The organism is Peptostreptococcaceae bacterium (genome assembly GCA_016649995.1).
Lineage (GTDB): Bacteria > Bacillota > Clostridia > Peptostreptococcales > BM714 > BM714.
Genome location: JAENWJ010000023.1, coordinates 1 through 24412 on the forward strand (window position 1 = coordinate 1; position 24412 = coordinate 24412).

The 24412-nt window shown below is 39.8% G+C and carries 25 protein-coding genes, 1 tRNA gene and 1 pseudogene; 26 read left to right on the top strand and 1 reads right to left on the bottom strand.

Features of this window, described 5'->3' with window-relative positions; translation table 11 throughout:
* From JJE29_05545 to rlmD, 25 genes and pseudogenes are all read left to right on the top strand, one after another.
* On the top strand, positions 1 to 1110 hold a 1110-nt coding region (locus JJE29_05545; GenBank protein MBK5252080.1), incomplete at its 5' end, for an aconitate hydratase.
* A 5-nt stretch (positions 1111 to 1115) separates the two neighbouring features.
* The gene (locus JJE29_05550; protein ID MBK5252081.1) at positions 1116 to 2123 is read left to right on the top strand and encodes an isocitrate/isopropylmalate dehydrogenase family protein; all 1008 of its coding nucleotides are present in this window, start codon (positions 1116 to 1118) and stop codon (positions 2121 to 2123) included.
* 13 nt (positions 2124 to 2136) lie between these two features.
* A complete protein-coding gene (locus JJE29_05555) occupies positions 2137 to 3522 on the top strand; it encodes a citrate/2-methylcitrate synthase (protein MBK5252082.1) in 1386 nt (461 codons plus the stop codon).
* A 132-nt stretch (positions 3523 to 3654) separates the two neighbouring features.
* A tRNA-Thr gene (locus tag JJE29_05560) sits at positions 3655 to 3729 on the top strand.
* Positions 3730 to 3875: 146 nt separating this feature from the next.
* A complete protein-coding gene (locus tag JJE29_05565) occupies positions 3876 to 4829 on the top strand; it encodes a DegV family protein (protein MBK5252083.1) in 954 nt (317 codons plus the stop codon).
* Positions 4830 to 5021: 192 nt separating this feature from the next.
* On the top strand, positions 5022 to 5222 hold the full coding sequence (locus JJE29_05570; protein ID MBK5252084.1) for a cold shock domain-containing protein: 201 nt from the start codon (positions 5022 to 5024) through the stop codon (positions 5220 to 5222).
* A 94-nt stretch (positions 5223 to 5316) separates the two neighbouring features.
* Positions 5317 to 5508 carry a hypothetical protein gene (locus JJE29_05575; GenBank protein MBK5252085.1) on the top strand — a complete coding sequence of 64 codons (192 nt, stop codon included), beginning with the start codon at positions 5317 to 5319 and terminating at the stop codon, positions 5506 to 5508.
* A gap of 43 nt (positions 5509 to 5551) precedes the next feature.
* A complete protein-coding gene (locus tag JJE29_05580) occupies positions 5552 to 6574 on the top strand; it encodes a branched-chain amino acid aminotransferase (GenBank protein ID MBK5252086.1) in 1023 nt (340 codons plus the stop codon).
* A gap of 175 nt (positions 6575 to 6749) precedes the next feature.
* Positions 6750 to 8357, top strand: coding sequence for a DEAD/DEAH box helicase (locus tag JJE29_05585; protein MBK5252087.1), 1608 nt, complete (start codon positions 6750 to 6752; stop codon positions 8355 to 8357).
* A gap of 130 nt (positions 8358 to 8487) precedes the next feature.
* Positions 8488 to 8742, top strand: coding sequence for a GIY-YIG nuclease family protein (locus tag JJE29_05590; protein MBK5252088.1), 255 nt, complete (start codon positions 8488 to 8490; stop codon positions 8740 to 8742).
* 4 nt (positions 8743 to 8746) lie between these two features.
* Positions 8747 to 9247, top strand: coding sequence for a hypothetical protein (locus JJE29_05595; GenBank protein ID MBK5252089.1), 501 nt, complete (start codon positions 8747 to 8749; stop codon positions 9245 to 9247).
* A 120-nt stretch (positions 9248 to 9367) separates the two neighbouring features.
* Positions 9368 to 10657 (top strand): glutamate-5-semialdehyde dehydrogenase, encoded by a 1290-nt coding sequence (locus tag JJE29_05600; protein ID MBK5252090.1) that lies wholly within the window; start codon positions 9368 to 9370, stop codon positions 10655 to 10657.
* A gap of 66 nt (positions 10658 to 10723) precedes the next feature.
* Positions 10724 to 12079 (top strand): MATE family efflux transporter, encoded by a 1356-nt coding sequence (locus tag JJE29_05605; protein ID MBK5252091.1) that lies wholly within the window; start codon positions 10724 to 10726, stop codon positions 12077 to 12079.
* Positions 12080 to 12134: 55 nt separating this feature from the next.
* A complete protein-coding gene (locus tag JJE29_05610) occupies positions 12135 to 12380 on the top strand; it encodes a hypothetical protein (GenBank protein ID MBK5252092.1) in 246 nt (81 codons plus the stop codon).
* Positions 12370 to 13377 (top strand): 23S rRNA (adenine(2503)-C(2))-methyltransferase RlmN, encoded by a 1008-nt coding sequence (gene rlmN / locus JJE29_05615; protein MBK5252093.1) that lies wholly within the window; start codon positions 12370 to 12372, stop codon positions 13375 to 13377. The genes JJE29_05610 and rlmN overlap by 11 nt, the downstream gene beginning before the upstream one ends.
* A gap of 103 nt (positions 13378 to 13480) precedes the next feature.
* Positions 13481 to 13891 (top strand): twitching motility protein PilT, encoded by a 411-nt coding sequence (locus JJE29_05620; GenBank protein MBK5252094.1) that lies wholly within the window; start codon positions 13481 to 13483, stop codon positions 13889 to 13891.
* A gap of 98 nt (positions 13892 to 13989) precedes the next feature.
* Positions 13990 to 14370, top strand: coding sequence for a universal stress protein (locus JJE29_05625; protein MBK5252095.1), 381 nt, complete (start codon positions 13990 to 13992; stop codon positions 14368 to 14370).
* A 68-nt stretch (positions 14371 to 14438) separates the two neighbouring features.
* Complete coding sequence (locus JJE29_05630) at positions 14439 to 15248, top strand: 5'-nucleotidase C-terminal domain-containing protein (protein ID MBK5252096.1); 810 nt, start codon at positions 14439 to 14441, stop codon at positions 15246 to 15248.
* A gap of 93 nt (positions 15249 to 15341) precedes the next feature.
* A complete protein-coding gene (locus tag JJE29_05635) occupies positions 15342 to 16301 on the top strand; it encodes a TIGR01212 family radical SAM protein (GenBank protein ID MBK5252097.1) in 960 nt (319 codons plus the stop codon).
* A 69-nt stretch (positions 16302 to 16370) separates the two neighbouring features.
* Positions 16371 to 17378: a type I glyceraldehyde-3-phosphate dehydrogenase gene (gene gap / locus JJE29_05640; GenBank protein MBK5252098.1), complete on the top strand. Its 1008-nt coding sequence runs from the start codon at positions 16371 to 16373 to the stop codon at positions 17376 to 17378.
* Between the two features lie 110 nt (positions 17379 to 17488).
* Positions 17489 to 18297, top strand: a pseudogene (locus JJE29_05645) (GTP pyrophosphokinase family protein).
* A gap of 18 nt (positions 18298 to 18315) precedes the next feature.
* Positions 18316 to 19008: a metallophosphoesterase gene (locus tag JJE29_05650; GenBank protein MBK5252099.1), complete on the top strand. Its 693-nt coding sequence runs from the start codon at positions 18316 to 18318 to the stop codon at positions 19006 to 19008.
* Between the two features lie 126 nt (positions 19009 to 19134).
* Positions 19135 to 19806 carry an HAD family phosphatase gene (locus JJE29_05655; protein ID MBK5252100.1) on the top strand — a complete coding sequence of 224 codons (672 nt, stop codon included), beginning with the start codon at positions 19135 to 19137 and terminating at the stop codon, positions 19804 to 19806.
* Positions 19807 to 19934: 128 nt separating this feature from the next.
* Positions 19935 to 21443: a DUF1846 domain-containing protein gene (locus JJE29_05660; GenBank protein MBK5252101.1), complete on the top strand. Its 1509-nt coding sequence runs from the start codon at positions 19935 to 19937 to the stop codon at positions 21441 to 21443.
* Between the two features lie 198 nt (positions 21444 to 21641).
* Positions 21642 to 23003: a 23S rRNA (uracil(1939)-C(5))-methyltransferase RlmD gene (gene rlmD / locus JJE29_05665; protein ID MBK5252102.1), complete on the top strand. Its 1362-nt coding sequence runs from the start codon at positions 21642 to 21644 to the stop codon at positions 23001 to 23003.
* Positions 23004 to 23281: 278 nt separating this feature from the next.
* Here rlmD and JJE29_05670 read toward each other — a convergent pair whose 3' ends face one another.
* Entirely contained in the window at positions 23282 to 23497 is a 216-nt protein-coding gene (locus JJE29_05670; GenBank protein ID MBK5252103.1) for a helix-turn-helix domain-containing protein, read from the bottom strand.
* Positions 23498 to 23653: 156 nt separating this feature from the next.
* Here JJE29_05670 and JJE29_05675 point away from each other — a divergent pair.
* The coding region (locus JJE29_05675) for a ParA family protein (protein MBK5252104.1) at positions 23654 to 24412 on the top strand (759 nt) is incomplete at its 3' end.

Here is a 24412-nt window from a genome sequence, read left to right on the forward strand (position 1 = left end):
CACAGTCCGGATAATGTGGCGGAGATATCATCGCTTAAACCATTAAAAGTCGATCAAGTAGCAATAGGCAGTTGCACAAATTCGTCATACACGGATTTGATGAAGGTGGCCTTTATTCTGAAAGGAAAGAAAGTTCATCCTGATGTAAGTCTTGTCATCTCGCCGGGATCTTCGAACATACTGAAAATGATGGCTGATAATGGTGCTTTGGGTAGTCTGATAGCTTCGGGTGCGAGGATTCTGGAAGCAGGATGCGGTCCGTGCATAGGCATGGGACAGGCACCTAAAACCGGAGCTGTTTCCCTGAGGACCTTTAATCGAAATTTCAAGGGGCGTTGCGGAACGATTAGTGCCGGCGTTTATCTCGTTAGTCCCGAAGCGGCCGCATACTCGGCCATAAAAGGAGTGCTTTCTGATCCAACGGAACTTGGAGAGGCGATTGATATAGCACTGCCCGATAAATTTTTTACAGAGGACAATTATTTTATTTACGCGGATAAAAACCAGCCGGATATCAAAGTAGAAATGGGTCCGAACATCAAACCATTCCCGCTGTCCGATAAGCTCGAGGAAACATATTCGGGGAAGGTACTGTTAAAGACCGGTGACAATATCACAACGGACGATATAATGCCTTCTAACGCTGCGCTTCTGCCCTTTCGTTCTAATATACCGGAACTGTCTAAGCATTGTTTCGGCACCAAGTGCAATGATTTCAAAGACCGTTCCGATAGATTCGGTGGGGGCATTATAATCGGAGGCGAAAACTACGGACAAGGCTCCAGCAGGGAGCATGCAGCATTGGTTCCCCTATATCTCAAAGTAAAGGTGGTGCTTGCAAAATCCTTCGCTAGAATACATAAGGCCAATCTGATAAACGCAGGCATTGTGCCGCTGGAATTTACAAGCAGCGATGACTACGATTCAATCGATCTTTATGATGAGCTATACTTTGGAAACATTGCCTCGGCTTTGAAGGGTAGTGGCGAGATGATCATAGAAAACAAAACGAAGGGGTCTACGATTTTGGCCAAAATGACTGGATCCGACAGGGACAGGGAAACCCTCATGGCCGGAGGAACAATAAATTTAATGAAAGCGAAAGGATAAACTATATGAAAATTCATGAAATTACTTTAATCCCCGGCGATGGCATAGGCCCGGAAGTTGCCGAAGCTGCTGTTAATATCATCGAGGCGTCCGGAGCAAGGATACTCTGGGAAAAGGTCAATGCAGGGAAAAAAGTATTTGAGGAAACGGGAAGTCTAATACCGAACTCTGTATTTAAGAGCATCGAAAAAAACAAGGTGGTGCTTAAAGGGCCCATAACAACACCGATAGGAAGCGGTTTCAGGAGCATCAATGTTGCGCTTCGCAAAAAATATGATCTATATGCAAACATCAGACCCATCAAAAGCATGAAGGGCTTGGAAAGTAGATATGAAGATGTGGACCTTATTATTTTCAGGGAGAATACAGAGGGCCTATATATAGGGATAGAACGAGTGATTGATGATGATTGCGTAGAGGCGGTTAAGAAGGTTACACGAACCGCCTCTAAAAAAATACTGAAAAGCGCTTTCGAATATGCCGCAGAAAACGGTTATCAAAAACTGACTGTAGCGCATAAGGCCAACATACTCAAGCTTGCAGACGGTATGTTTCTTGAAACTGCCCGCCAAATGGCAAAGGGATACGATGTGCATCTTGAGGAAGTTATAATCGACAACATGTGCATGCAAATGGTTATGAACCCTGCGCAGTTCGGAGTAATTGTTACCATGAATCTTTACGGAGACATACTTTCCGACCTCGGAGCCGGGCTTGTCGGAGGCCTTGGAATGATACCCGGAGGAAACGTGGGCGATGAAATAGCAATTTTCGAGGCGGTTCATGGAAGCGCGCCCGATATTGCAGGAAAGGGCTTGGCGAATCCTATAGCACTCACATTGTCCGGAGCCATGATGCTTAGGTACATAGGCGAGACTGAAGCAGCGGGAAAAATCGAAAAGGCTATTTCCGAGGTGATTGAGGAAGGCAAAACCAGAACGGCGGATCTTGGTGGGAATGCTTCAACCGAGGATATGAAAAATGCGATTATTAGCAAAATGAATCGGAAGTGAAGGAGACGGGGAGATGGATGCAAAAGATTTTATAGACGACATGTCGGGGCTGTTTGAGAATAACAATACAATCAATCCCGAGTTGTATGACCGGTATAATGTCAAAAGCGGTCTAAGAAATAATAATGGTACAGGAGTTGCCGTTGGACTGACAGAAGTCAGCAGCGTGATAGGATACATTATGGAAGACGGAATTAAAAAGCCGACTGAAGGTAAGCTTTATTACAGGGGAATCGCCATACGAGACCTCGTTAAGGGGTGCGTCATGGAAAAAAGAAGAGGATTTGAGGAAACAGCATATCTTTTATTATTTGGTGAATTGCCTACGGCTGAAAAGCTTAAGGCATTCAACGATGTTCTAGATGAATTTCGCGAGTTGCCTATGTCTTTTACGGAAAATATGATTTTAAAGATCCCGTCAAATGACATAATGAACAAACTTCAAAGGAGCATACTAGTGCTCTATTCACACGATGAAAATCCGGATGATACTACTCCAAAGAACCTACTTTTGCAAAGCATTATGCTTATTGCTAGATTTCCGACTATAGTTTCTTATGGATATCAAGCCAAAGCCCATTATTTTGACAAAAAAAGTCTTTTTATACACTCTCCAAAGAAGGGTGTTGGTACTGCTGAAAACATTCTTCACATGATAAGGCCTGATAATGAATACACAGAGACCGAGGCATCTGTTCTTGATTTGTGTCTTCTTATACATGCGGATCATGGCGGTGGCAATAATTCCGCGTTCGCTACCCATGTAGTCTCATCAAGCGGTACGGATACATATTCCGCAATTGCGGCTGCGGTAGGTTGCCTGAAAGGGCCAAAGCACGGGGGAGCAAATGTAAAGGTGCGGGAGATGATAGACGAGATAAAGGAAAACTGCAATTACAGTGACAGGGGTGCATTGAAAGACTATCTTGTCAGAATAGTTAACAAGGAAGCGGGCGATCGGTCGGGACTAATTTACGGAATGGGTCACGCTGTGTACACACTTTCTGACTCCAGAGCCGAGATACTTAAAAAAGAGGCGGCAAAGCTGGCGCTTGAAAAAGACAATTGCGAAACCTACCAATTGTATAAAAATATTGAGGAATTGACAAAAGAAATCTTAATGGAGAGAAAAGGCAAGGATGCTATGATATGTGCAAACGTGGACTTGTATTCGGGACTCGTATATGAAATGCTAAATATACCCAAGGAGCTCTATACGCCCATATTTGCGGTGGCAAGGGTTGCCGGATGGTGTTCGCACCGCATGGAGCAGGTAATGAGCGATAAGAAGATAATAAGGCCGGCATACAAGTATGTCAGATCCTTTGAAGACTATGTTCCGCTTGAATCTAGAGTAGACCACAATGCTGAGTTATTTAAGTTGCCAAGTTGCTTTTAGAAAACTTTTCATACAAGTATTAGTTTGCGCTCTGCCAATGTTTATTGACGGGGCGCTTGAAAAAAATGGTTGAAAAAATCATGGAATCTGTTAATCTATATTTAGTGTGATTAATAAATGTTATTTATATTTGCTGATGTGGCTCAGAGGTAGAGCAGCGCACTCGTAATGCGCAGGTCGTGGGTTCAATTCCCACCATCAGCTCCATTTTTATTCAAAAGGATGCGGCTATTTGTCAGATCCTTTTTTGTTGTGCAAATAATGCAAATAGCAGGTATAATAGTAGTAATAATAATCATACATAGATATTTGCTTTTAAATATCAAAACTATTCGGAAGGAATGAGAAAATTCATGATAAAGCTTTTAGCCGATTCAACATGTGATTTAAGTCTGGAAATAATTGAAAAGTATAAAATAGGAATTGCGCCGCTTAATATTCATATTGAAGGGAAAAGCTATAAGGATAGGGTGGATATACAGCCGGACGAGTTTTACGGAATGATTGACGAAGTTGAAGGAGAAATAAGAACCGCAAATCCTAGTCCGCAGGAATTTTTAAAATTGATCGAGGAAGGTGTTAAGGACGGGTATGACGATTTTTTATGCATATGCATGTCTAGTGGAACAAGCGGGTCGTATCAATCTGCTGAAATTGCAAGAGAATACTTTGGGGACAAGTATCCCGAGTCGAAATCGCGGGTGTATGTCGTAGATTCAGTTTCGATGAGTCACGGCAGCGGATGGCTAATAATGAAAACCGCCAGGCTCATGGAAAAGGGAGCCACTTTCGAGGAATTGATTGAATTCAATGAAACATATAAGTATAATATGAAGCATTTCCTATCCGTCGATGATTTGGACCATCTAATTAAAAGCGGACGACTGAGCAACGCAAGCGCAATTATAGGGAAGATGCTCAAGATAAAGCCTATAATGACTATGAAGAACAAGAAGGGTGCAATAGTTGCAAAAGAACGTGGAAGAAAAAATGTATATAGACACTATACAAGGGAATTTAATGATCGTGTCGACTTGGAAATGACTGACTTTGTGATAATAGGATATACTTCGGATATAAAGATTGCGGAGAATTTTAAAAATATTCTGTTGAAGGAAACAGGATATGATGGAGAAATCTTTATAATGCAGATGGGTGTAAGTGTTGGTGCCCATGTTGGACTGGGAGGTTTGTCCTTATATTTCATTGAAAAGGATCGAATTAAGGACAATATACTTAGAAATGAATTGCAATTTATGAAGGACAGAAAGAACCGTATGTTGGAAACATTAAAGAGATACAGATAATATTTTCAAGATATACTTGCCAAAAGAATAATTTAAGTGTATAGTACTAATTGAACCTTGATTCATGATGAATCGAATTATTATTTGGGAAAAAGTTATTTGCATGGCCTTTATTGAAACAAATGCAGCTTCCAACATAATTAATTTAGTCTAAATGAATTGAAGGAATAAAAATTTTGGAGGAATACACGCATGAATGGTTCAGTAAAATGGTTTAACGCAGAAAAAGGGTTTGGTTTTATCCAAGCAGAAGACGGAAACGACGTTTTCGTTCATTACTCGCAAATCAACAAAGAGGGTTTCAAAACTCTTGAAGAAGGCGAAGAAGTAACTTTCGATGTTACTAAAGGTCCTAAAGGTCCTCAAGCTGAAAACGTAACATCTGTAAAATAATGCAGTAATGTTCACCCCGGTCATTTGACCGGGGTTTTTTCATTTTTTGGTTTTTTTATGTATAATATAATTAGGATGTCTGATTGAACCTCCCGTGACTTTAGCCATGGGAGGATTCCATCTCAAAGGCAATGGTGAACGTACGCAGCGGACAATTGCATATTTGAAGGATATCAATCCGGATTTCATATCAACCAGCCATTGCACGGATTTTGAGGCTCTTACGGCCTTTTACGCAGCATTTGGGAGTATTCCGTTTGGCGTGGGAGATGTAGTTGAATTTTAGGCAAGAAACTATTCTGAATAGGTATTTGAAAGGAGATAATGATATGGATAAAAAGGTAAATATTGATTGGAGCAAGTTGGCATTTGAATATACGAAAACGGACTACCGTTACATATCAAGATGGAAAGACGGTGCTTGGGACGAAGGGGAACTTATAAAAGATAATATAGTACATATAAGCGAATCTTCTACGGCTTTGCATTATGGGCAGCAATGTTTTGAAGGATTAAAGGCTTATCGAACAAAAAATGGCGAAATACAATTATTTAGGCCGGATATGAATGCAGCTCGAATGCAGAATACATGCCGCAGGATTCTGATGCCTGAGGTTTCGACTGAAAAGTTTGTTGAAGCATGTAGGAAAGTTGCTAAAGCGAATGAAGCATATGTTCCCCCGTATGGGACAGGAGCGACACTTTATTTAAGACCAATGCTGATTGGCGTAGGGGATATACTTGGGGTCAAACCTTCTGACGAATATTTATTCATAGTATTCTGCTCGCCTGTAGGATCGTATTTCAAGGGAGGCATGACGCCGGTCAACTTCAATGTGACCGATTATGACAGGGCTGCGCCTAACGGAACAGGGGCGGCAAAAGTAGGAGGAAATTACGGAGGAAGCATGCTTCCCCATAAAATGGCCGTAGAAAAAGGATTCGCAGACTGCATATATCTCGATCCCGCAACCCATACCAAAATAGAAGAGGTTGGGGCGGCCAACTTTTTTGGAATTACCCAAAACGACGAATTTGTAACCCCGGACTCTTCTTCGATACTTCCAAGCATAACAAAGTATTCGCTTATACACATAGCAAAAGAATACATGGGCATGAAGGTGATTGAGAGAGATGTATACATCGACAATCTTGGCGAATTCAAGGAAGCCGGAGCCTGCGGAACGGCTGCTGTCATAACACCTATCGGCGGGATAGAATATAAGGGAGAAATGCATGTGTTTCACAGCCTTAATGAGGTGGGGCCCGTTACTAAGAAGCTCTATGAAACCCTGTGTGAAATTCAGCTCGGGGATATGGAAGCCCCTGATGGGTGGATTTTCAAGGTTTGATGCAGGCATATTTTCATCGATTTGTAACTGAAAAAAATTTGCATTGAAGCATAAACTAGTGTATAATTATAAAGTTGTAAAGATGATTTAATTTATGCTGCATATGAATGTGCATTCATTTGTAGCTATGTTCATGGAACATATAAAAGTATAATAAGAAACAGAAAGGAAATGTATGCAAACCATTAATTTTAAAGAGTTAAAAATTTCAGAAAATATCATGAAAGCTGTGGATGATATGGGCTTTGAGGAAGCCACGCCCATACAAACACAAGCGATTCCATACCTTATGGATGGATTGGATATAATCGGGCAGGCCCAAACGGGAACCGGTAAAACTGCTGCCTTCGGGATACCCTTGCTAGAAAAGATTTCACCAAACAAAAAAGCGCTTCAAGCCATGGTTATTTGCCCAACGCGGGAACTTGCTATACAGGTGTCGGATGAAATAAAAAAACTGTCCAAATACATGAAGCAAGTAAACGTTTTACCTGTTTATGGAGGACAACCTATCAGCAGGCAGATGCATGCTCTTAGAAAAGGTGTTCAGGTTGTAGTGGGAACGCCGGGGAGAGTTATGGACCATATGAGAAGAGGCACGCTTGATGTGACTCATATAAACATGATTGTTCTTGACGAAGCAGATGAAATGCTGAACATGGGTTTCAGGGAAGACATAGAAACCATTCTGAAGGATACGCCTGCAGATAGGCAGACTGCAATGTTTTCAGCCACGCTCCCGAAACCTATTTTACAGATAGCTAAAAAATATCTTAAAGATTTTAAAACAATCAGAGTTGCGCATAAGGAATTGACTGTTCCTAAAATAAGACAATCTTATATTGAAGTAAAACAAAGAAACAAATTTGAGTTGCTAACAAGACTCATAGATATCAACAATCCTAATCTGGCGCTAGTCTTTTGTAACACAAAGAGACGTGTGGACGAGATTGTTCAAGAACTTCAAGGAAGAGGATATTTTGCCGACGGTCTGCATGGCGATTTGAAGCAAACTCAAAGAGACAGAGTTATGAATAATTTCCGAAAGGGTGTCATTGAGATTCTCGTTGCCACAGATGTTGCGGCAAGAGGAATCGATGTTGAAGATATTGAAATCGTGTTTAACTATGACGTTCCTCAGGACGAGGAATATTATGTCCACAGAATTGGAAGAACCGGAAGAGCCGGAAAAGAAGGTCAATCCATTACCTTCGCGTTCGGCAAAGAGGTTTACAAGTTAAAGAGCATTGAGCGTTACGCAAAGACAAAGATTAAAAGAGAGCAGATGCCTTCTATTACCGATGTTGCCGAGGCGCGTTTCAATGGTTTGGCGCAGCAGGTAGGCAATATTGTAGAAAATGAAAACCTCCGCAAGGAAACCCATATGATCGAGAAGCTACTTGAAGAGGATTACTCTACATTGGATGTTGCAGCAGCTTTGCTCAAGATGGTTATGGGTGAAAGCAAGCAAGAAATCAAGCAGGAAAGTAGGCAAGAAAGCAGAAGGACCGGCTCTTCTGTAAAGGAAAATGGTTCTGAACCTGGAATGGCCAGACTGTTTATTAACATAGGCAAAAAGCAGGGCGTTCGTCCTGGAGATGTTGTCGGAGCAATTGCGGGTGAGACTGGAATGCCGGGAGATCTTATAGGATCGATAGATATTTTCGACAAGTACACGTTTGTTGAAGTGCCTGTTAAGTATGCGGACAATGTACTTCGCATCATGAGCAGAAACACTATAAAGGGTCAGCCTATACAAATTGAAGCTGCAAGTGAAAAATAAAAAGTTTTACAGAGTTTATGACAGTTGATTTTAGAGGGCGTGAATGCAATAAGGCATTTGCGCCTTTTGTTTGTTTTTTGTAGGAATAAAGATATAATATAATGGGGATAATATGGAAAGGAAAGAGACTATGGCCTTCGTGTACATATTGGAATGTTCGGATGGAAGCCTTTACACAGGGTGGACTTCAGATTTGAAAAAAAGAGTGGCAAGGCACAATGAGGGAAAGGCTGCAAAATATACTCGTTCAAAACGGCCTGTCATACTGAAATATTTTGAAACTTGCGAAGATAAATCAAGTGCGCTAAGAAGAGAAGCGGAAATCAAAAAAATGAAGCGTTCCCAAAAACTTGCATTGCTCGAAGCGTTTCGAAAGAGAGGATGAGTCCATGGGTAATAAAAAAATAATCGGATTAATACTGGTTTTAATAGGCCTTATCAATTTTGCATCAAGGCAAGGATGGATTTCAGGAGAATACTTTTTGATTGGTCTTGGATCAGTATTTCTAATTGCATATTTTATTAGGCAAAGGCCAATAGGATTTTTGATTCCGGCATGCATTCTTATTTTACTGGGAACATATGCTAATTTACAGAGCTCGAGACTTTTATTTATGAATGGAAGGATTGAAGGTGCCGCTTTTTTCTTTTTCATGGCGATTGCTTTTTATTTAATTTTCTTTATCCATAATACTAAAAATGGAAGTTTGGATAGAAAAACGGTTTGGCCAGCGATTGTAGGAATTGCACTTACCGTTTTCGGTATATTTGTTTACGCTGTAGAGTATTGGGATATCACGGAATTGCTGATTGGTATAAATCGTTTTTGGCCTTTGATCTTGATTTTAATAGGTTTATATTTAATTTTGACAAAGAAAAAGAAAGATTGATTTTGTTGTGAAAACAATATTATGCTATCAAGAGCTTGTGACGACTACAAATATTTACAGGGAAAAACATTGGAAAATTTGCGAAAAATACACTTTAAAAAATACAAGGAGTGAAGTGATATGAACATGAAGCAGAAGGGCTTGGCCGCAAAACAGGCATCTCTTGAATTGGCCGCATTGGACGGAAAAACAAAAAACAATATTTTGCTTTCGGTTGCAAAAGCCTTGAATGAGAAGAAGAAATCTATCATAGAAGCAAATGAGATGGATTTAAAAAGAAGCGAAGAAGAAGGCTTGCCAGGACCGATACTAAAACGCCTAAAATTCCAAGAAGACAAGATTGAGGGAGTAGTGGATGGAATAAGGAGCCTTGTAGAGCTGGATGACCCTGTAGGAAAGACAACCTATGCCATGGAATTGGATGAAGGGCTTGAGCTGTTTAGGGTTACATGCCCAATTGGAGTAGTAGGGGTGATATTCGAGTCGAGACCGGATGCCCTTGTTCAAATTTCATCATTGTGTCTGAAAAGCGGGAATTCCGTTCTTTTAAAGGGTGGCAGTGAAGCCATGGAAACCAACAGAAAGCTGTATGAGGTAATACGAGATGCATCGACCGGCAGCGGAGCGCCGGAAGGATGGATACAGCTGATGGAGACGAGGGAAGATGTTGCCGAGATGCTTAAAATGGATGATGAAATAGATTTGATACTTCCTAGAGGGTCAAATGCATTTGTGAAATATATCATGAACAATTCCAATATACCTGTGCTTGGACATTCGGATGGAATTTGTCATACTTACATTCATGAGGATGCAGATGTTGAAAAGTCTCTAAGGGTTCTTTACGATGCAAAAACACAATATGTGGCGGCCTGCAATGCGACCGAAACAATTCTTGTGCATGAGGCGGCAGCTCAAACTTTTTTGCCTGAAATAGAAAAAATGTTCAAAGGGGAAGTCGAGATTTTTGGGTGCGAAAAAACGCGCGAATTCATTAATGCTGAGCCGGCTGATGAAAACACTTGGAAAATGGAATATCTTGATTACAAGGTTTCTATAAAAGTAGTAAGTGGCATTGATGAAGCGATAAAACATATAAATACCTATGGATCAAGCCATACGGAATGCATTTTGACGGAGGATAAAACTGCGGCAAAAAAATTCATGGCTCTTGTAGATGCGGCAAGCACCTACTGGAATTGCTCCACGCGTTTTGCGGACGGATTTAGATACGGTTTTGGCGCTGAAGTCGGCATAAGCACAAGCAAGATTCATGCAAGAGGACCGGTTGGACTAGACGGACTCATGATTTACAAATATAAAATGCTTGGCAATGGACATATAGTAGAGGATTACGCGAGCAAGAAAAAGGCCTTTACACATAGAAAAATCGAAAAATCATTCGAATAATTAGATATATGGAGGATATGCAGGGGAGCATTTCTCTGATGAAATTTTAGGTGTAGGGAGATATTTGTGAAAGAGACAATAGCGACAGTAAAACAGAATTATAAAAAAATAGTTTGGATGGCTTTTCCTATTGCCATGCAGAATTTAATAACTACTTCGCTGAATTTGATAGACACATTGATGATTGGCCGATTGGGAGCAGAAAAGATAGCGGCCATCGGCATAGCGAATCAGTACTTCTTTATTTTGATTTTGCTTTTATTTGGCGTAAATAGCGGCATATCAATATTCATAAGTCAATTCTGGGGAAGCCAGGAAACAGGCAAAATCAAAAAGACTCTAGGCCTTGGAATTTTTTCGGGGGTTCTAGTAGCCGTGATATTTGCTTTTGGTGGGATATTTTTTGCAAAACCCATAATTATGATTTTCACAAAGGATCAGGGTGTTGTGAGTGAGGGCGCAGCCTACATGAAAATCGTTTCTTTTTCGCTTGTAATGATGGCTGTAACGCTTAGTTATTCCATATCCTCAAGAAGCATTGGGAAACCAAGGCTTCCGTTGACTATAAGCGCATTGGCCCTTGCTATGAATACTGTTCTTAATCTATTTTTGATTTTCGGAATAGGGCCTTTTCCCGCTTGGGGGGTTAAAGGGGCCGCAATTGCTACGCTTATTTCCAGGGCTTTTGAAATGGTTTTTATGGTTCTAATGGTTAATAAAAAGGGCATAGTTATTTCGGCATCGATTAAGGAACTTATGGATTTCGATTTTGACTATGTCAAGACTGTTTATCATAGAATATGGCCTGTGGTCGTTAATGAAGGCATATGGGCTGTTGGAATGAGTTTGTATGCAGTAGCCTATGGAAGAATGGGTACCGAGGAGTTTGCGGCTGTCCGCATTGCTGAAACCGTATCAAATATATTCTTTATCGCAGCCGTAGGAATTGGGAATGCGGGTGCTGTGATAACTGGCAATCTAATTGGGGAGAAGAGCGCCGAAGTAAGAATTTATGCTAAGAGAATGATGAAACTTGCTGTTGCGAGCGGGTTTATTCTTGGAGCCATCATGATTTTTTCGGCAAAGTTTGTGTCGATGCAATTTATAGTAAGCGAAGAAGTACGCCGGATGGCAAAATATATTTTGTGGATTAATGGAGTGTTGATGCCAATAAAATTTTTGAACAACGTGTATATAATAGGATTATTTAGGGGCGGAGGGGATACAAAATATTCGCTCTTAATAGAATTGGGGAGTATTTATTTAATTGGGGTTCCATTAGCATTTGCAGGAGCCCTTTACTGGGGACTTCCCCTGTACGTAGTAGTGTTGTTGGTGAATCTGGAGGAAATAGGAAAGACTATTTTAGGATATTCACGCATAAGAACAGATAAATGGATTAATGATTTGACAAAAATATAAAGGTTGTATGCATTAGATGAAAAGCCAAATTTTTAATAACTATGGGGAGACACAAATGGAAGATAAAAAGACATACATAATGATGACATTTGCAGCTTTATGCTGGGCGGGAGCATTCATAGCGGGTAAGATAGCTATGGCTGAGCTGCCGGTATTTTCAATGGGGCTTGCAGCACCGATACTGCATGAAACTATCGGTTGGTATAATATAGTAGGCATGTTTATGATTATCGCCGGTGTTTATACCAATTCGACAATAAAGGAGAAAAAAATTGCTAGATTTGAAGAGCATGTTTCCTGATGAAATAAAAAATAAAATAAAAGAAATTGGGCAGCCGGGATTTCGTAGCGATCAGATTTTCAATTGGGTTTCAAAGGGTGTTGATTCATTTGAAGAAATGGTAAATATGCCTAAATCCCTTAGAAATAGAATGGAAGATGTATTTAGTCTGACTCGCAATGAAATTATCGCCAAGCAGGTTTCGTCCGACGGAACAGTGAAGTATGCAATGAAGCTGGTAGATGGTAGAATAATTGAATCTGTACTTATGAAATATCATCATGGATACAGCATATGCATCTCCACCCAGGTGGGTTGTCGAATGAATTGCAGCTTTTGCGCATCGACGATAGGAGGGCTGGAACGCAATCTGACAGCGGGAGAAATGCTGGGGCAGGTACTTTCGGCTCAACACGACCAGGGGATTCGGGTATCGAATATAGTTTTAATGGGAAGCGGTGAGCCTTTTGACAACTATGATAATGTTATTCGATTCATTCGACTAGCACATGAAGAAAAGGGCTTGGGTATAAGCTATAGAAGCATAACCGTTTCGACAAGCGGCATAGTTTCTGGGATTTACAGGATTTCGGAAGAAGATATCCCAATAACCTTGGCGGTTTCGCTTCATTCTCCTGACAATATTTCAAGAAGCGGCATAATGCCTGTCAATAGGAAATATCCGCTTGAAGAACTGCTTGAAGCATGCAAAGCATATATGGAAAAAACAGGGAAAAGAATAACCTTCGAGTATGCGCTGATGAAAGGCATTAACGACGATATGGACAGTTTTAGAAAAACCGCAAAACTTCTCAAGGGGCTTAATTGCCATGTAAATATAATTGGATACAACAGTGTGGATGAAAGAGACTTCAAAACATCGGAAAGAGCCGTGCAGCAAAAATTCAAAGAATTTCTTGAGAGCAGAGGAATAGCCGCAAGCATTAGGAGAACACTTGGAGAGGATATTGATGCCGCGTGCGGACAATTGCGAAATAACCTTAGGACGAACATTTAGCGTGCAAATAAAATAATTGTTTTTAAAGGAATTGGCCTTTCAAAATAGAAATATATAGTTATGACAGCAACGAACTAGTTTCGCTAAAAAGGGAGGAGATTACATGATAAGTATAATTGCATCCGAAAAGGGAACTGGCAAAACGAAGAAAATAATTGACATGGTAAATGTGGATATTGAAAAGCTTGAAGGGAATGTAGTATATATAGATGACGACAATAGACATATGTATGATTTGAAACACGATGTGCGTTTTGTCAACCTTGAGGAATTTCCCGTTAAAACGACGGATGAATTCATAGGTTTCATTTATGGAATAATTGCCAACAACTACGATATTGAAAAAATTTACATTGACGGTTTGTATAACATAATGGGTAGTGAAAACGATAATGTAATTAATTTTATAGATAGGATTGAATGGCTTTCTGAAAAACAATCCATTGATTGTGTAATGACACTTAGTTGCAATCCGGAACTTCTTCCTGAGAAAATAAAGAAACATTTAATTTGAAAAGTTTAACAAGAGCTTAGGCTCTTGTTTTTTTTTGAGTGAATATTGTTTTCATAAAATGTGTATATATATAAAAGCGATGAAAAAAGGAGATTTAAATGAGAACTCACAACATTATGGTTTGTGTGACGCAGCAAAAGTCATGCAAAAGGCTCATTGAAGCAGGGGCGGCCATGGCAAAGGATGAAGACGACAACCTTTATGTCATTCATGTAGTGAAGGAGGGATGGAAATATTTTGGAAAATTAAAAGAAGCCGATGCCATCGAATATTTATTTGAAGTAAGCAAGGGAAATGGCGCTGACTTGACGATTGTAAAGGCTGACGATATTGTCAAAACACTGGAGAAATTCGCCCGCGAAAAAGATATAGACATAATGGTTATGGGGAAATCAAGAGAAAAAATGGCCGAACAAGATATGATTAAGAGGCTTAAGGGAAAGGGATTGAAAGAAATAGAATTGAAAATTGTTACATAACTAAATAGGGAGAAGCCGAAATCACTGCAAGTCTATTGGAAAAAGAGAATGTCACTATAGAAGGCGACGTGGAAATATTGGCTCTGGTTGATGAACTTAAAGTCGAATATCAGGAACTTGTATCTCCGGTTGTGGGCACTACTGCAGTTGTGCTTGATGGAGAAAGAGACCAAGTTAGAACAGGTGAAACAAATCTTGGAAACCTGATTGTAGATGCAATGCTAGATGCAACCGGTGCCGATTTTGCGATGACTAATGGAGGCGGAATCCGTGCATCCATAGATATAGGGGACATCACCATCGAAGAATTAATAACAGTATTGCCTTTTGGAAACACCGTTATTGTTAAGTCGCTTACAGGTATGGAAGTCAAGGAGGCTCTTGAAGTCGGAGCTACAGACTATCCCGAACAAAAGGGTGCCTTCACGCATGTTGCAAATGTGAAATACCAAATAGATGTAACAAAGCCGGCCGGAAGCAGAATTATGAATATTATGATAAACGGAGCTCCTCTTGATATGAATGCTACATATGAAGTGGCTACAAACGACTTCATAGCTGTAGGCGGAGACGGATACACAATGTTTGATGGAAAGAAAGAAATAATGCTTCTCGGAGGAATGGACGAGATCCTAATGGATTATATTGAGGCAAATGGCACCGCAGGTTCAGTGGTAGAGGGTCGCATCACAGAATATGTTCCATCTCCTGTAGAAGTGCCTGTTGTAGCCAAGACCTATGTGGTTAAGTCTGGGGATGTGCTTTGGAGAATTGGAAAGCAATTTGGAGTTGCATGGCAAACCTTGGCAGAGTTCAATAAAATGAACAATCCACATCTTATTTTCCCGGGACAGAAAGTTTTAATTCCTGCACAATAGCAGTTTGTTATAGATGTACAATTGGTGTATATTTAATTTAAAGTAGCCGTAAAGGCTGTTTTAAATTTTTAAAAACAAGAGAGGCAATGGATAATGAAACCTTTGTACAGAAGATATTCAGAGTACTTGAAAGAAAAATATGGCGAAAAAACATATAAGTTGCCCGTAAACTTGCCTGTGAGCTGCCCAAACCGAGATGGTACCATATCAACTGGAGGTTGCATATTCTGTGGAGAGGATGCGGCGGGATTTGAGATGTTGAATCTTAATCTTTCGGTAGAAGAGCAGCTTATAGAAAACAAAAGCTATATAGGGAAGAAATACAATGCTGAGGCTTTCATAGCATATTTTCAAAATTTCACAAATACCTATATGCCGCTTGAAGTATTTAAAGAAAGAATGGAGGATGCGTGCATAGACGGGGTTGTCGAGATATGCGTTTCCACCAGGCCGGATTGCTTGGACGAGGACTACTTGGATGTGCTTAAGGATGTGTCGGAGAGCAAAGGAATTTCCATTTCGATAGAGCTAGGACTGCAGAGCGTCAACTATAGAACGTTGACAAAGCTTAACCGAGGGCATAGCCTTGCAGAGTTCATATACTGCGTTGGAATGATAAAACCTTATGGATTCGATATAGGTGCGCACCTAATATTGAATCTTCCATGGGATGACAATGAAGATGCAGTAGAAGCTGCAAAGATATTGTCGGCTCTTAAAATTCAAACAGTCAAGTTGCATTCACTTTATGTGCTTGAAAATACAGTTATGGGTGAGCTGTACAGTAAAAATGAGTTTGAAATTTGTTCAATGGATGAGTATGTGGATAGGGTTGTACTTTTCTTGGAAAAGCTAGATCCTGAAATTGCAATACAGAGGCTTTTGGCAAGGGCGCCCAAGGAAAAAACGCTTTTTTGCAATTGGGATGCGAGTTGGTGGAAAATACGCGACATGATTGAAAAGAAAATGACCGAAAATAACAGCTGGCAAGGTAAAGAATTTGGCTATCTGGCAAATCGTTCAGTTGAACGTTTTGCGAAAAATAAACGATAAATATGTTACTCTAATTAAAAAATGTGATATAATATTTGAGGCAAACAAAACAAAAGGAGGGTGCTGAGAATGAAAACAAAAATTGGCATCAATGGTTTCGGTAGAATTGGAAAACATGTTCTGAAAATTGCTCTTGAAAGAGACGACTTGGAAGTTATTGTAATAAACAGCACAAGTGGACCTGAAAAACATTCGCAAATATTCAAGTATGACTCCGTGTATGGGATTTACCCGCAGGATGTCAGCGCTGACAAGGAAACACTATACGTAGGGGACAAAGCTATCAAATTTACAGCCTTCAGAAATCCTGAAGAAATTCCATGGAAAGACATGGGAGTGGAGATTGTTGTGGAATCTACAGGGATTTTCAACAACAGAGAAGATGCCTACAAGCATATCAAGGCTGGTGCTAAGAAAGTTGTTTTGTCTGCACCCGGAAAAAATGTTGACGGTACCTTTGTTATGGGTGTAAATGAAAAGTCCTATGACTCGGCAAAACATGAAATAGTTTCTAACGCATCTTGCACTACTAACTGCCTTGCTCCAATTGTCAAGGTGTTAAACGATGCATTTGGAGTCAAAGAAGGCCTTATGACGACTATACATGCATATACCAACGATCAGCAACTGTTGGACAAGCCTCACAAGAAAGACCCAAGAAGAGCTAGGGCTGCAGCTCTTTCGATGATACCGACGACTACTGGAGCGGCAAAGGCTCTTGGACTTGTAATACCGGAGATGGCTGGAAAATTGAATGGAATGGCTGTAAGGGTTCCGATACCTGTTGTTTCTCTTGTTGATTTGGTTGTAAATCTTGAAAAAGAAGCTTCTGTAGAGGAAGTAAACGCCGAAATGAAGAGGGCTTCAGAAAACGAATTGAAGGGCATTCTGGGATTCAATGAATTGCCTCTAGTTTCAAAGGACTTTACGGGAGATTACCGATCTTCAATTTTGGATGCCGACTTGACATGCAAAGTAGGAGAAAAGATGATTAAAGTTGTTTCGTGGTATGACAACGAATGGGGCTATTCGGCAAGAGTAGTCGATCTTGTAGGTTATATAGCTGAAAGACTTTAGTATTTGTCTATAGGCAAAAGCCTCCCGGCGTGGAGGCTTTTGCACTTTTGCGTAATGGAGTATCTGTGTTAATATAGTAATATAAGGTCATAGATATTTGGGGTGATTTCATGTATAGAATAATAGATTGGGAAAGAATATTGATTCCTTATGAACAGGCGGTCGAGGAATTGAAAGTGAAGATTAAGTCCTTGAGGGACGAGTTCAGGGAAATGAATGAATATTCTCCAATTGAATTTATAACAGGAAGAGTAAAAAAAATAAACAGCATATTGGAAAAAGCAAAGCGAAATGGTATCGATGATGACGATATAGAAGACCAAATGGAGGATATCGCAGGAATTCGCGCATAATGTGTCAATTTGTAGACGATATCTATAGTGTTGTCGATTTGCTTAGAATCAGAGATGGCAAAGACCTCAAGATTGAGAACGAGAAGGACTATGTACACAACCAGAAGGACAGCGGCTATAGAAGCTATCACGTAATAATCCGTTACCCGGTGCAGACCGCATTTGGGGAAAAGGAGATTCTTGCTGAAATTCAGATACGCACTCTTGCAATGAACTTTTGGGCAACCATAGAGCATTCTCTGAAGTATAAATATAAAAAGGAAATACCCGAAGACATTAGAGCGCGTCTAATGAGCGCGGCTGATGCGGCATTTAGATTAGACGAAGAAATGTGTGAAATACGCAACGAGGTTATAAATGCTCAAATACTGTTTGAAGAAAAATCAAATACCATATCGAACATAGTAAAAAATATACAGCTGCTTACTTTGCTTGGACAGCAATCCGAAGCGATGAAATTCCAGATAAAATTTGATGAATTATGGGATAAGGGTAGCTTGGACGAGCTTGAGGATCTTTTGAAAAATATAAAATTGAACATAGCTAGATATCGGGCATTTGATTGATAAGGAAAGGGATGAGCAATGGCTTTATATGCTATAGGGGATTTGCATCTGAGCTTTTCCACAGACAAGCCAATGGATATTTTTGGGCCCCAGTGGAACAAGCATTATGAAAAAATTGAAAAGAATTGGAAGAAGTATATTTCCGAGGAGGACACCACTTTGATTCCGGGAGATATTTCGTGGGCAATGCACCTGTCAGATGCAAGAAAAGATTTGGACTGGATAGAAAAATTGCCTGGAAGAAAAATACTTTTAAGAGGCAACCATGACTATTGGTGGACCTCGCTAAAGAAAATGCATTTGGCTTATTCGAATCATATATTCGTACAGAACAATCATTCATCATATGGAGAATACGCAATCTGTGGCACGAGGGGTTGGGTTTGTCCAAACGATTCCGCGGCTGATGAGCATGACGACAAGATTTATAGAAGAGAACTTGCTCGATTCGAAATGTCATTGATATCTGCTAAGAAAGAAGGCTGGAAAAGAATAATCGTCATGCTTCACTATCCACCGACCAATGAAAAATTCGAACCGTCAGGGTTTACTGATTTGATTAAAAAGTACGGAGTTGAAATTGTGCTTTATGGACATTTGCACAACATAAATTCCTATAGTGCGGGAATTAAAGGCGTTAAAGATGGTACAAGCTACGAATTGGTTTCCAGCGACTATATAGATTTCAAGCCCAAACTCATATTGCCATAAAGGCCCTTTTAATAAGAAGGGCAAAATTTCTTGTAGGCATGGACTACTGATGGTATGATTAATTGAATAAACTTGGAGAAAACAAAATCAGCCCTTCAAAGGTTGATTTTGTTATGAGGTGTTACAATGATTGCAAATTGCGAAGCGTTCATTTTTGATCTTGATGGAACCCTTGTGGATTCCATGTGGATTTGGAAACAGATTGATATTGATTATCTAAAAAAATATGGCGTTGAATTACCTGAGAATTTACAGCATGAAATAGAGGGAATGAGTTTCACGGAGACAGCGCACTATTTTAAGGAAAGATTCGGTATAGATGACGATATCGAAAGCATAAAAGAGGAATGGAATCATATGGCTGCGGATTTATATGAAAACAAAATCAGGTTGAAGAGTGGAGCTGCGAAGTTGGTTAAGCGCCTTAGCGAAAGAGGTTTGCGTCTTGGAATTGGAACAAGCAATTTTAGGGCACTTGCGGAATCGGTTCTTCATTCTAATGGGATACATGCGTACTTTGATGTCATACGTACATCATGTGAAGTTCCTAAGGGAAAGCCGAGCCCGGATATATACCTTAAAGTTGCCAAAGAGTTAAAAACAGAGCCTTCAAAATGCATGGTTTTTGAGGACACCTATGCAGGTATATTGGCGGCTAAAAGGGCTGGGATGAAGTCTTGTGCGGTATATGACGCTTATTCCAAAACGAGGTGGCATGAGCTTATAGAATTGGCAGACATGCATGTGGAAAGCATGGACGAAATTGATATTGATGATTTAGGGGTAGTTTCAAATTGATTTTGATTGTCTAATGGAGTAATATTAGTACGGAGCTATAAAGACAAGCCGATATTAATTATTATTAACAAAGAGAAAATGGATTGTTATACGATAGAAAAAAATGGGGAAAATTGCGAGGAGATTTTATGAAAAAGGGGTTTGATTCGGAAAAGTATTTGGAAGAGCAGTCAAAGTTTATTTTGGAAAGAGTAAATAACTATGACAAACTTTATCTTGAATTTGGTGGAAAGCTTTTGTGCGACATGCATGCTAAACGTTGCCTGCCGGGTTTCGAGGCGGATGCAAAAATCAAGCTGTTGCGCAAGCTTAAGGATAAGGCGGAAGTGATAATATGCGTGTACGCCGGGGATATCGAACGCAACAAGATACGTGGCGATTTTGGAATTACCTATGATATGGATGTGCTCAGGATGATTGATGAGCTCCGCGCACAGGAATTAAATGTCAACAGCGTAGTAATAACCAGATATAACGAACAACCAGCTGCAACATTATTTATGAATAAGCTGAAACGAAGAGATATCAAGGTATATACCCACCGTGCTACAAAAGGCTATCCGACTGATGTCGATACAATAGTTAGTGATGAAGGTTATGGAAAGAACCCATATATTGAGACAACCAAGCAGATAGTTGTAGTTACTGCACCTGGTCCGGGAAGCGGAAAGCTTGCCACATGCCTCAGCCAGCTATATCACGAGAACAAGAAGGGGCATGCCGTGGGGTATTCCAAGTTTGAAACATTCCCTGTTTGGAATATGCCTATTAAACATCCGCTAAACATTGCATACGAAGCGGCTACCGTAGACCTAAAGGATGTTAATATGATTGATTCCTTCCATTTTGACGCCTATGGCGAGATTTCGACAAACTATAATCGCGATATAGAATCTTTTCCTGTGCTTAGACGAATAATTGAGAAAATCACCGGCGAGGAGGCTACATACAAATCGCCTACCGATATGGGAGTAAATAGAGTTGGATTTGGGATAGTTGATGACGAAGTTGTTAAAGAGGCTTCGTGTCAAGAAATAATAAGAAGATACTTCAATACAGGCTGTGAATACAAGAAGGGCTTGGTCGATTTGGAAACTTTCCAACGGTCAAAACTCATAATGGAAGAGCTTGGATTGGGTCCTAATAACCGAAAAGTGGTTGCCCCGGCTATGAAAAAGGCAGAGAGCCTTAAAGCCTCAGGAAAGTGCAAGGACATATGTTCTGTTTTTGCAATAGAGATGCTTGATGGGACTATTGTTACGGGAAGAACGACAGAGGTTATGGATGCTCCTTCCGCAGCTATACTGAATGCAGTCAAGTACTTGGCTAAAATAGACGATGAATTGCATCTGATTGCACCGATGATTCTTGAGCCGATTCGCAAATTGAAAAAGGATTCCTTTGGATCAACAAATCTGATTCTTGACGCTGAGGAGATTCTTATAGCACTTAGCATAAGTGCGGTTACCAACCCGACAGCTCAGGTTGCGGTGGACAAGTTAAAATTGCTTATGGGATGCCAAGCGCATTGCACAACTATTCTTTCCGCTGCAAACGAAAACATAATCAGGAAATTGCAGATTGAAGCAACAAGCGAACCGGTGTATTTCTCATCCAGTCTTTACGAGGGAAATTGAAACACGAATAGCATTGAAACGGCCTGCTCAATCAAGGAGCGGGCCGTTTCTTTTTTCGTTTATAAGTATTTAACCGGTTCAAAGCATTATGAAAACTGTGATATACTCGTATTAATATTTGTGAGAAGCGCCAAAATACCTGTGACTTTAGTCGTGGGGGGTTCAATTATGAGTAAAAAGCAATGAGAGGAATACACTATGAAAAAAAGAGAAACAATAGAACTGACAATAAAAAAAATGCTTTTTCCGAATATGGGAATAGCGTTTCATGAGGGCACGGAAGTGCGCGTCAAGCATGCGCTTCCCGGGCAAAAAGTAATAGCTAAGGTGGGAAAGATAAAAAAGACCTATGCCGAGGCGAGGCTTTTGGAAATTGTCGAGCCCAGAAAGGACGAGAACCCTGCAGATTGCATCCACAATGATTTTTGCGGAGGCTGCTCAAGGCAGAACCTTTCATACGAACATCAGCTTATTGAGAAAGAAAAGGCGGTCATGAACCTGTTTGCAGAACATGGAATAATGGATGTACCCTATAGAGGCATTACCGCCAGCCCTAAGATTTACAGATACCGAAACAAAATGGAATATACCTTCGGCGACATGGAAAAGGGAGGGGAAACCACCCTGGGGATGCATAGAAAAGGCCGCTACATGGATGTGCTGACAATAAGCGATTGCCTTTTGACGCATACAGACTTTAATAGGATCATGAATGAGACGCTTGCCTTTTGCAAGGAACATGGACTTCCCCATTACAACAACAAGACGCATATGGGCCTTCTAAGGAACCTTATAGTGAGAAAGGCAGAGAATACAGGGGAGATAATGGTAAACATCGTGACAAGCGATCAAATTGCCTTCCCCGAAAAGGAATATAATAAAGCAATGGAATCGCTTGAACTTGAAGGAAAAATAGTTGGCATCTTAAGAACCGTCAATGATGACATAGGAAACGCGGTCCGTTGCGATGAGCTGAGAGTCATATCCGGTAGGGATTGGATACTCGAGGAAGTCGGAGAACTTAAATTCAAGATTTCACCATTTTCATTCTTTCAGACAAACACATCGGGAGCGGAACTTCTTTACGAAAAAGGGTTTTCCATGCTGGGCGACCTTTCGGACAAAGTGCTTTACGATCTATACTCAGGAACAGGAACTATCGGTCAGCTGCTTGCCAAAAAAGCGAAGGCGGTTTACGGTGTAGAGCTCATAGGCGAAGCCGTCGAAAAAGCAAATGAAAATGCCGAGCTGAACGGTCTTGATAATTGCATGTTTTACTCAGGAGATGTACGGGACGGATTAAAGATAATTCCGGAAAAACCCGATGTCATAGTTCTCGATCCACCAAGAGAGGGCATAATGGAGAAAGCTCTAATGGACATAATCGCCTATGACGTAAAAGAAATTCTTTACATCTCGTGCAACCCCAAAACACTTGCGAGGGACTTGCTCATTCTTAAAGAAAACAATTATGAAATGACGGATATGGCGTTGGTGGACATGTTCCCACACACGCCTCATGTCGAGACGGTAGTAAAACTACAACGCTCAAACCGTTGATATTACTGGGTTTCAAGGTGTTTTCTGATATTGTAACATACACTAAAAACAGTGATAATTACGTTGAAAAAGACCTAAAAAATGGTATTAAAGTGGAAATTGCAATATGACATGGTATGCGTGAACACGTCGAGAAAACGATGAAAAACGCATAAAATAGAGTGAAAAATAAAATAATAAATATGCAAAAATGACAGAACCGTTATGGTGTTCTGTCATTTTTGCATGTTTGTTAAAATTTTTACAAAGCATAAATGTTTTGTTTAACATAATCAACTCTAAATCTTATCGCCATCTTTTTCAACAAAAAAACCTTCAAATTCACAATCAAGAGCTTCAGCAATTTCATCAAGTTCCTTCATTGAAAAATTATCCCTCTTAAATTTATTAGCTAAATTCTGATTTGTAGTTTCTAATCTAGTACTTAATTCGACAATAGTAACATTTTTTCTTCTTAATAAAATACGGATTTTTTCTACCATAGTTAATTTCATTTTAATCACCTACCTAAATATAATAATACACTATTAAGTGTGGTTTATCAAAAGAATTAAAAATATAAAAAACAAAACTAACGAAACATTGATTTGATTAATTATAAAATGTATAATCACATTACACAGTGAGAATCAGAAAGGAGCGAAAAACCCATGAGTAAAATAATTGCAGTAGCATCACAAAAGGGCGGGGTAGGAAAAAGTACGACTTGTAGGAACTTAGGAAGTATTTTAGCAAAAGAGGGATGCAAAGTATTGGTGGTTGATTGTGATAATCAAGCAAGCATGACCGATTGTTTTGGTATTGAGGATTCTGTAAAACTTGAAACAACACTTTATCATCTAATGATGAATGTAATCAATGATAAAGATCTACCACCAAAGGAAAGTTACATTATCAAAAAAGAAGGTGTAGATATTATTCCTAGTAGTATTGAACTTTCAGCCATTGAGATTAACTTAGTTAGTACCATCAGTAGAGAGTATGTTCTAAAAACGATTCTTGATGAAATCAAAGATGATTATGACTATATTATTCTCGACTGTATGCCATCACTTGGGTTAATGACATTAAATGTACTTGCAACTTGTGACAGTGTTTTAATACCAGCAACACCAGAATACCTATCTGCAAAGGGTCTTGAACTTTTACTTAAAACAATAGTGAAAATTAAAAGACGTATAAATTCAAAGATATCATTTGATGGCATACTCCTTACAATGTATGAAGAAAGAACAAATCTTTCTAAAAGCATACTTGAAATGATTGAGAATTCGTATGGTGAACACATTAAAGTCTTTAACGTTAAAATTCCTAAATCGGTAAAAGTAGGTGAAGCAAATCTAAAAAGTATGAGCATAGTTGATTATATGCCAACGAATAAAGCAGCTATTGCCTATCAAGAATTTGCA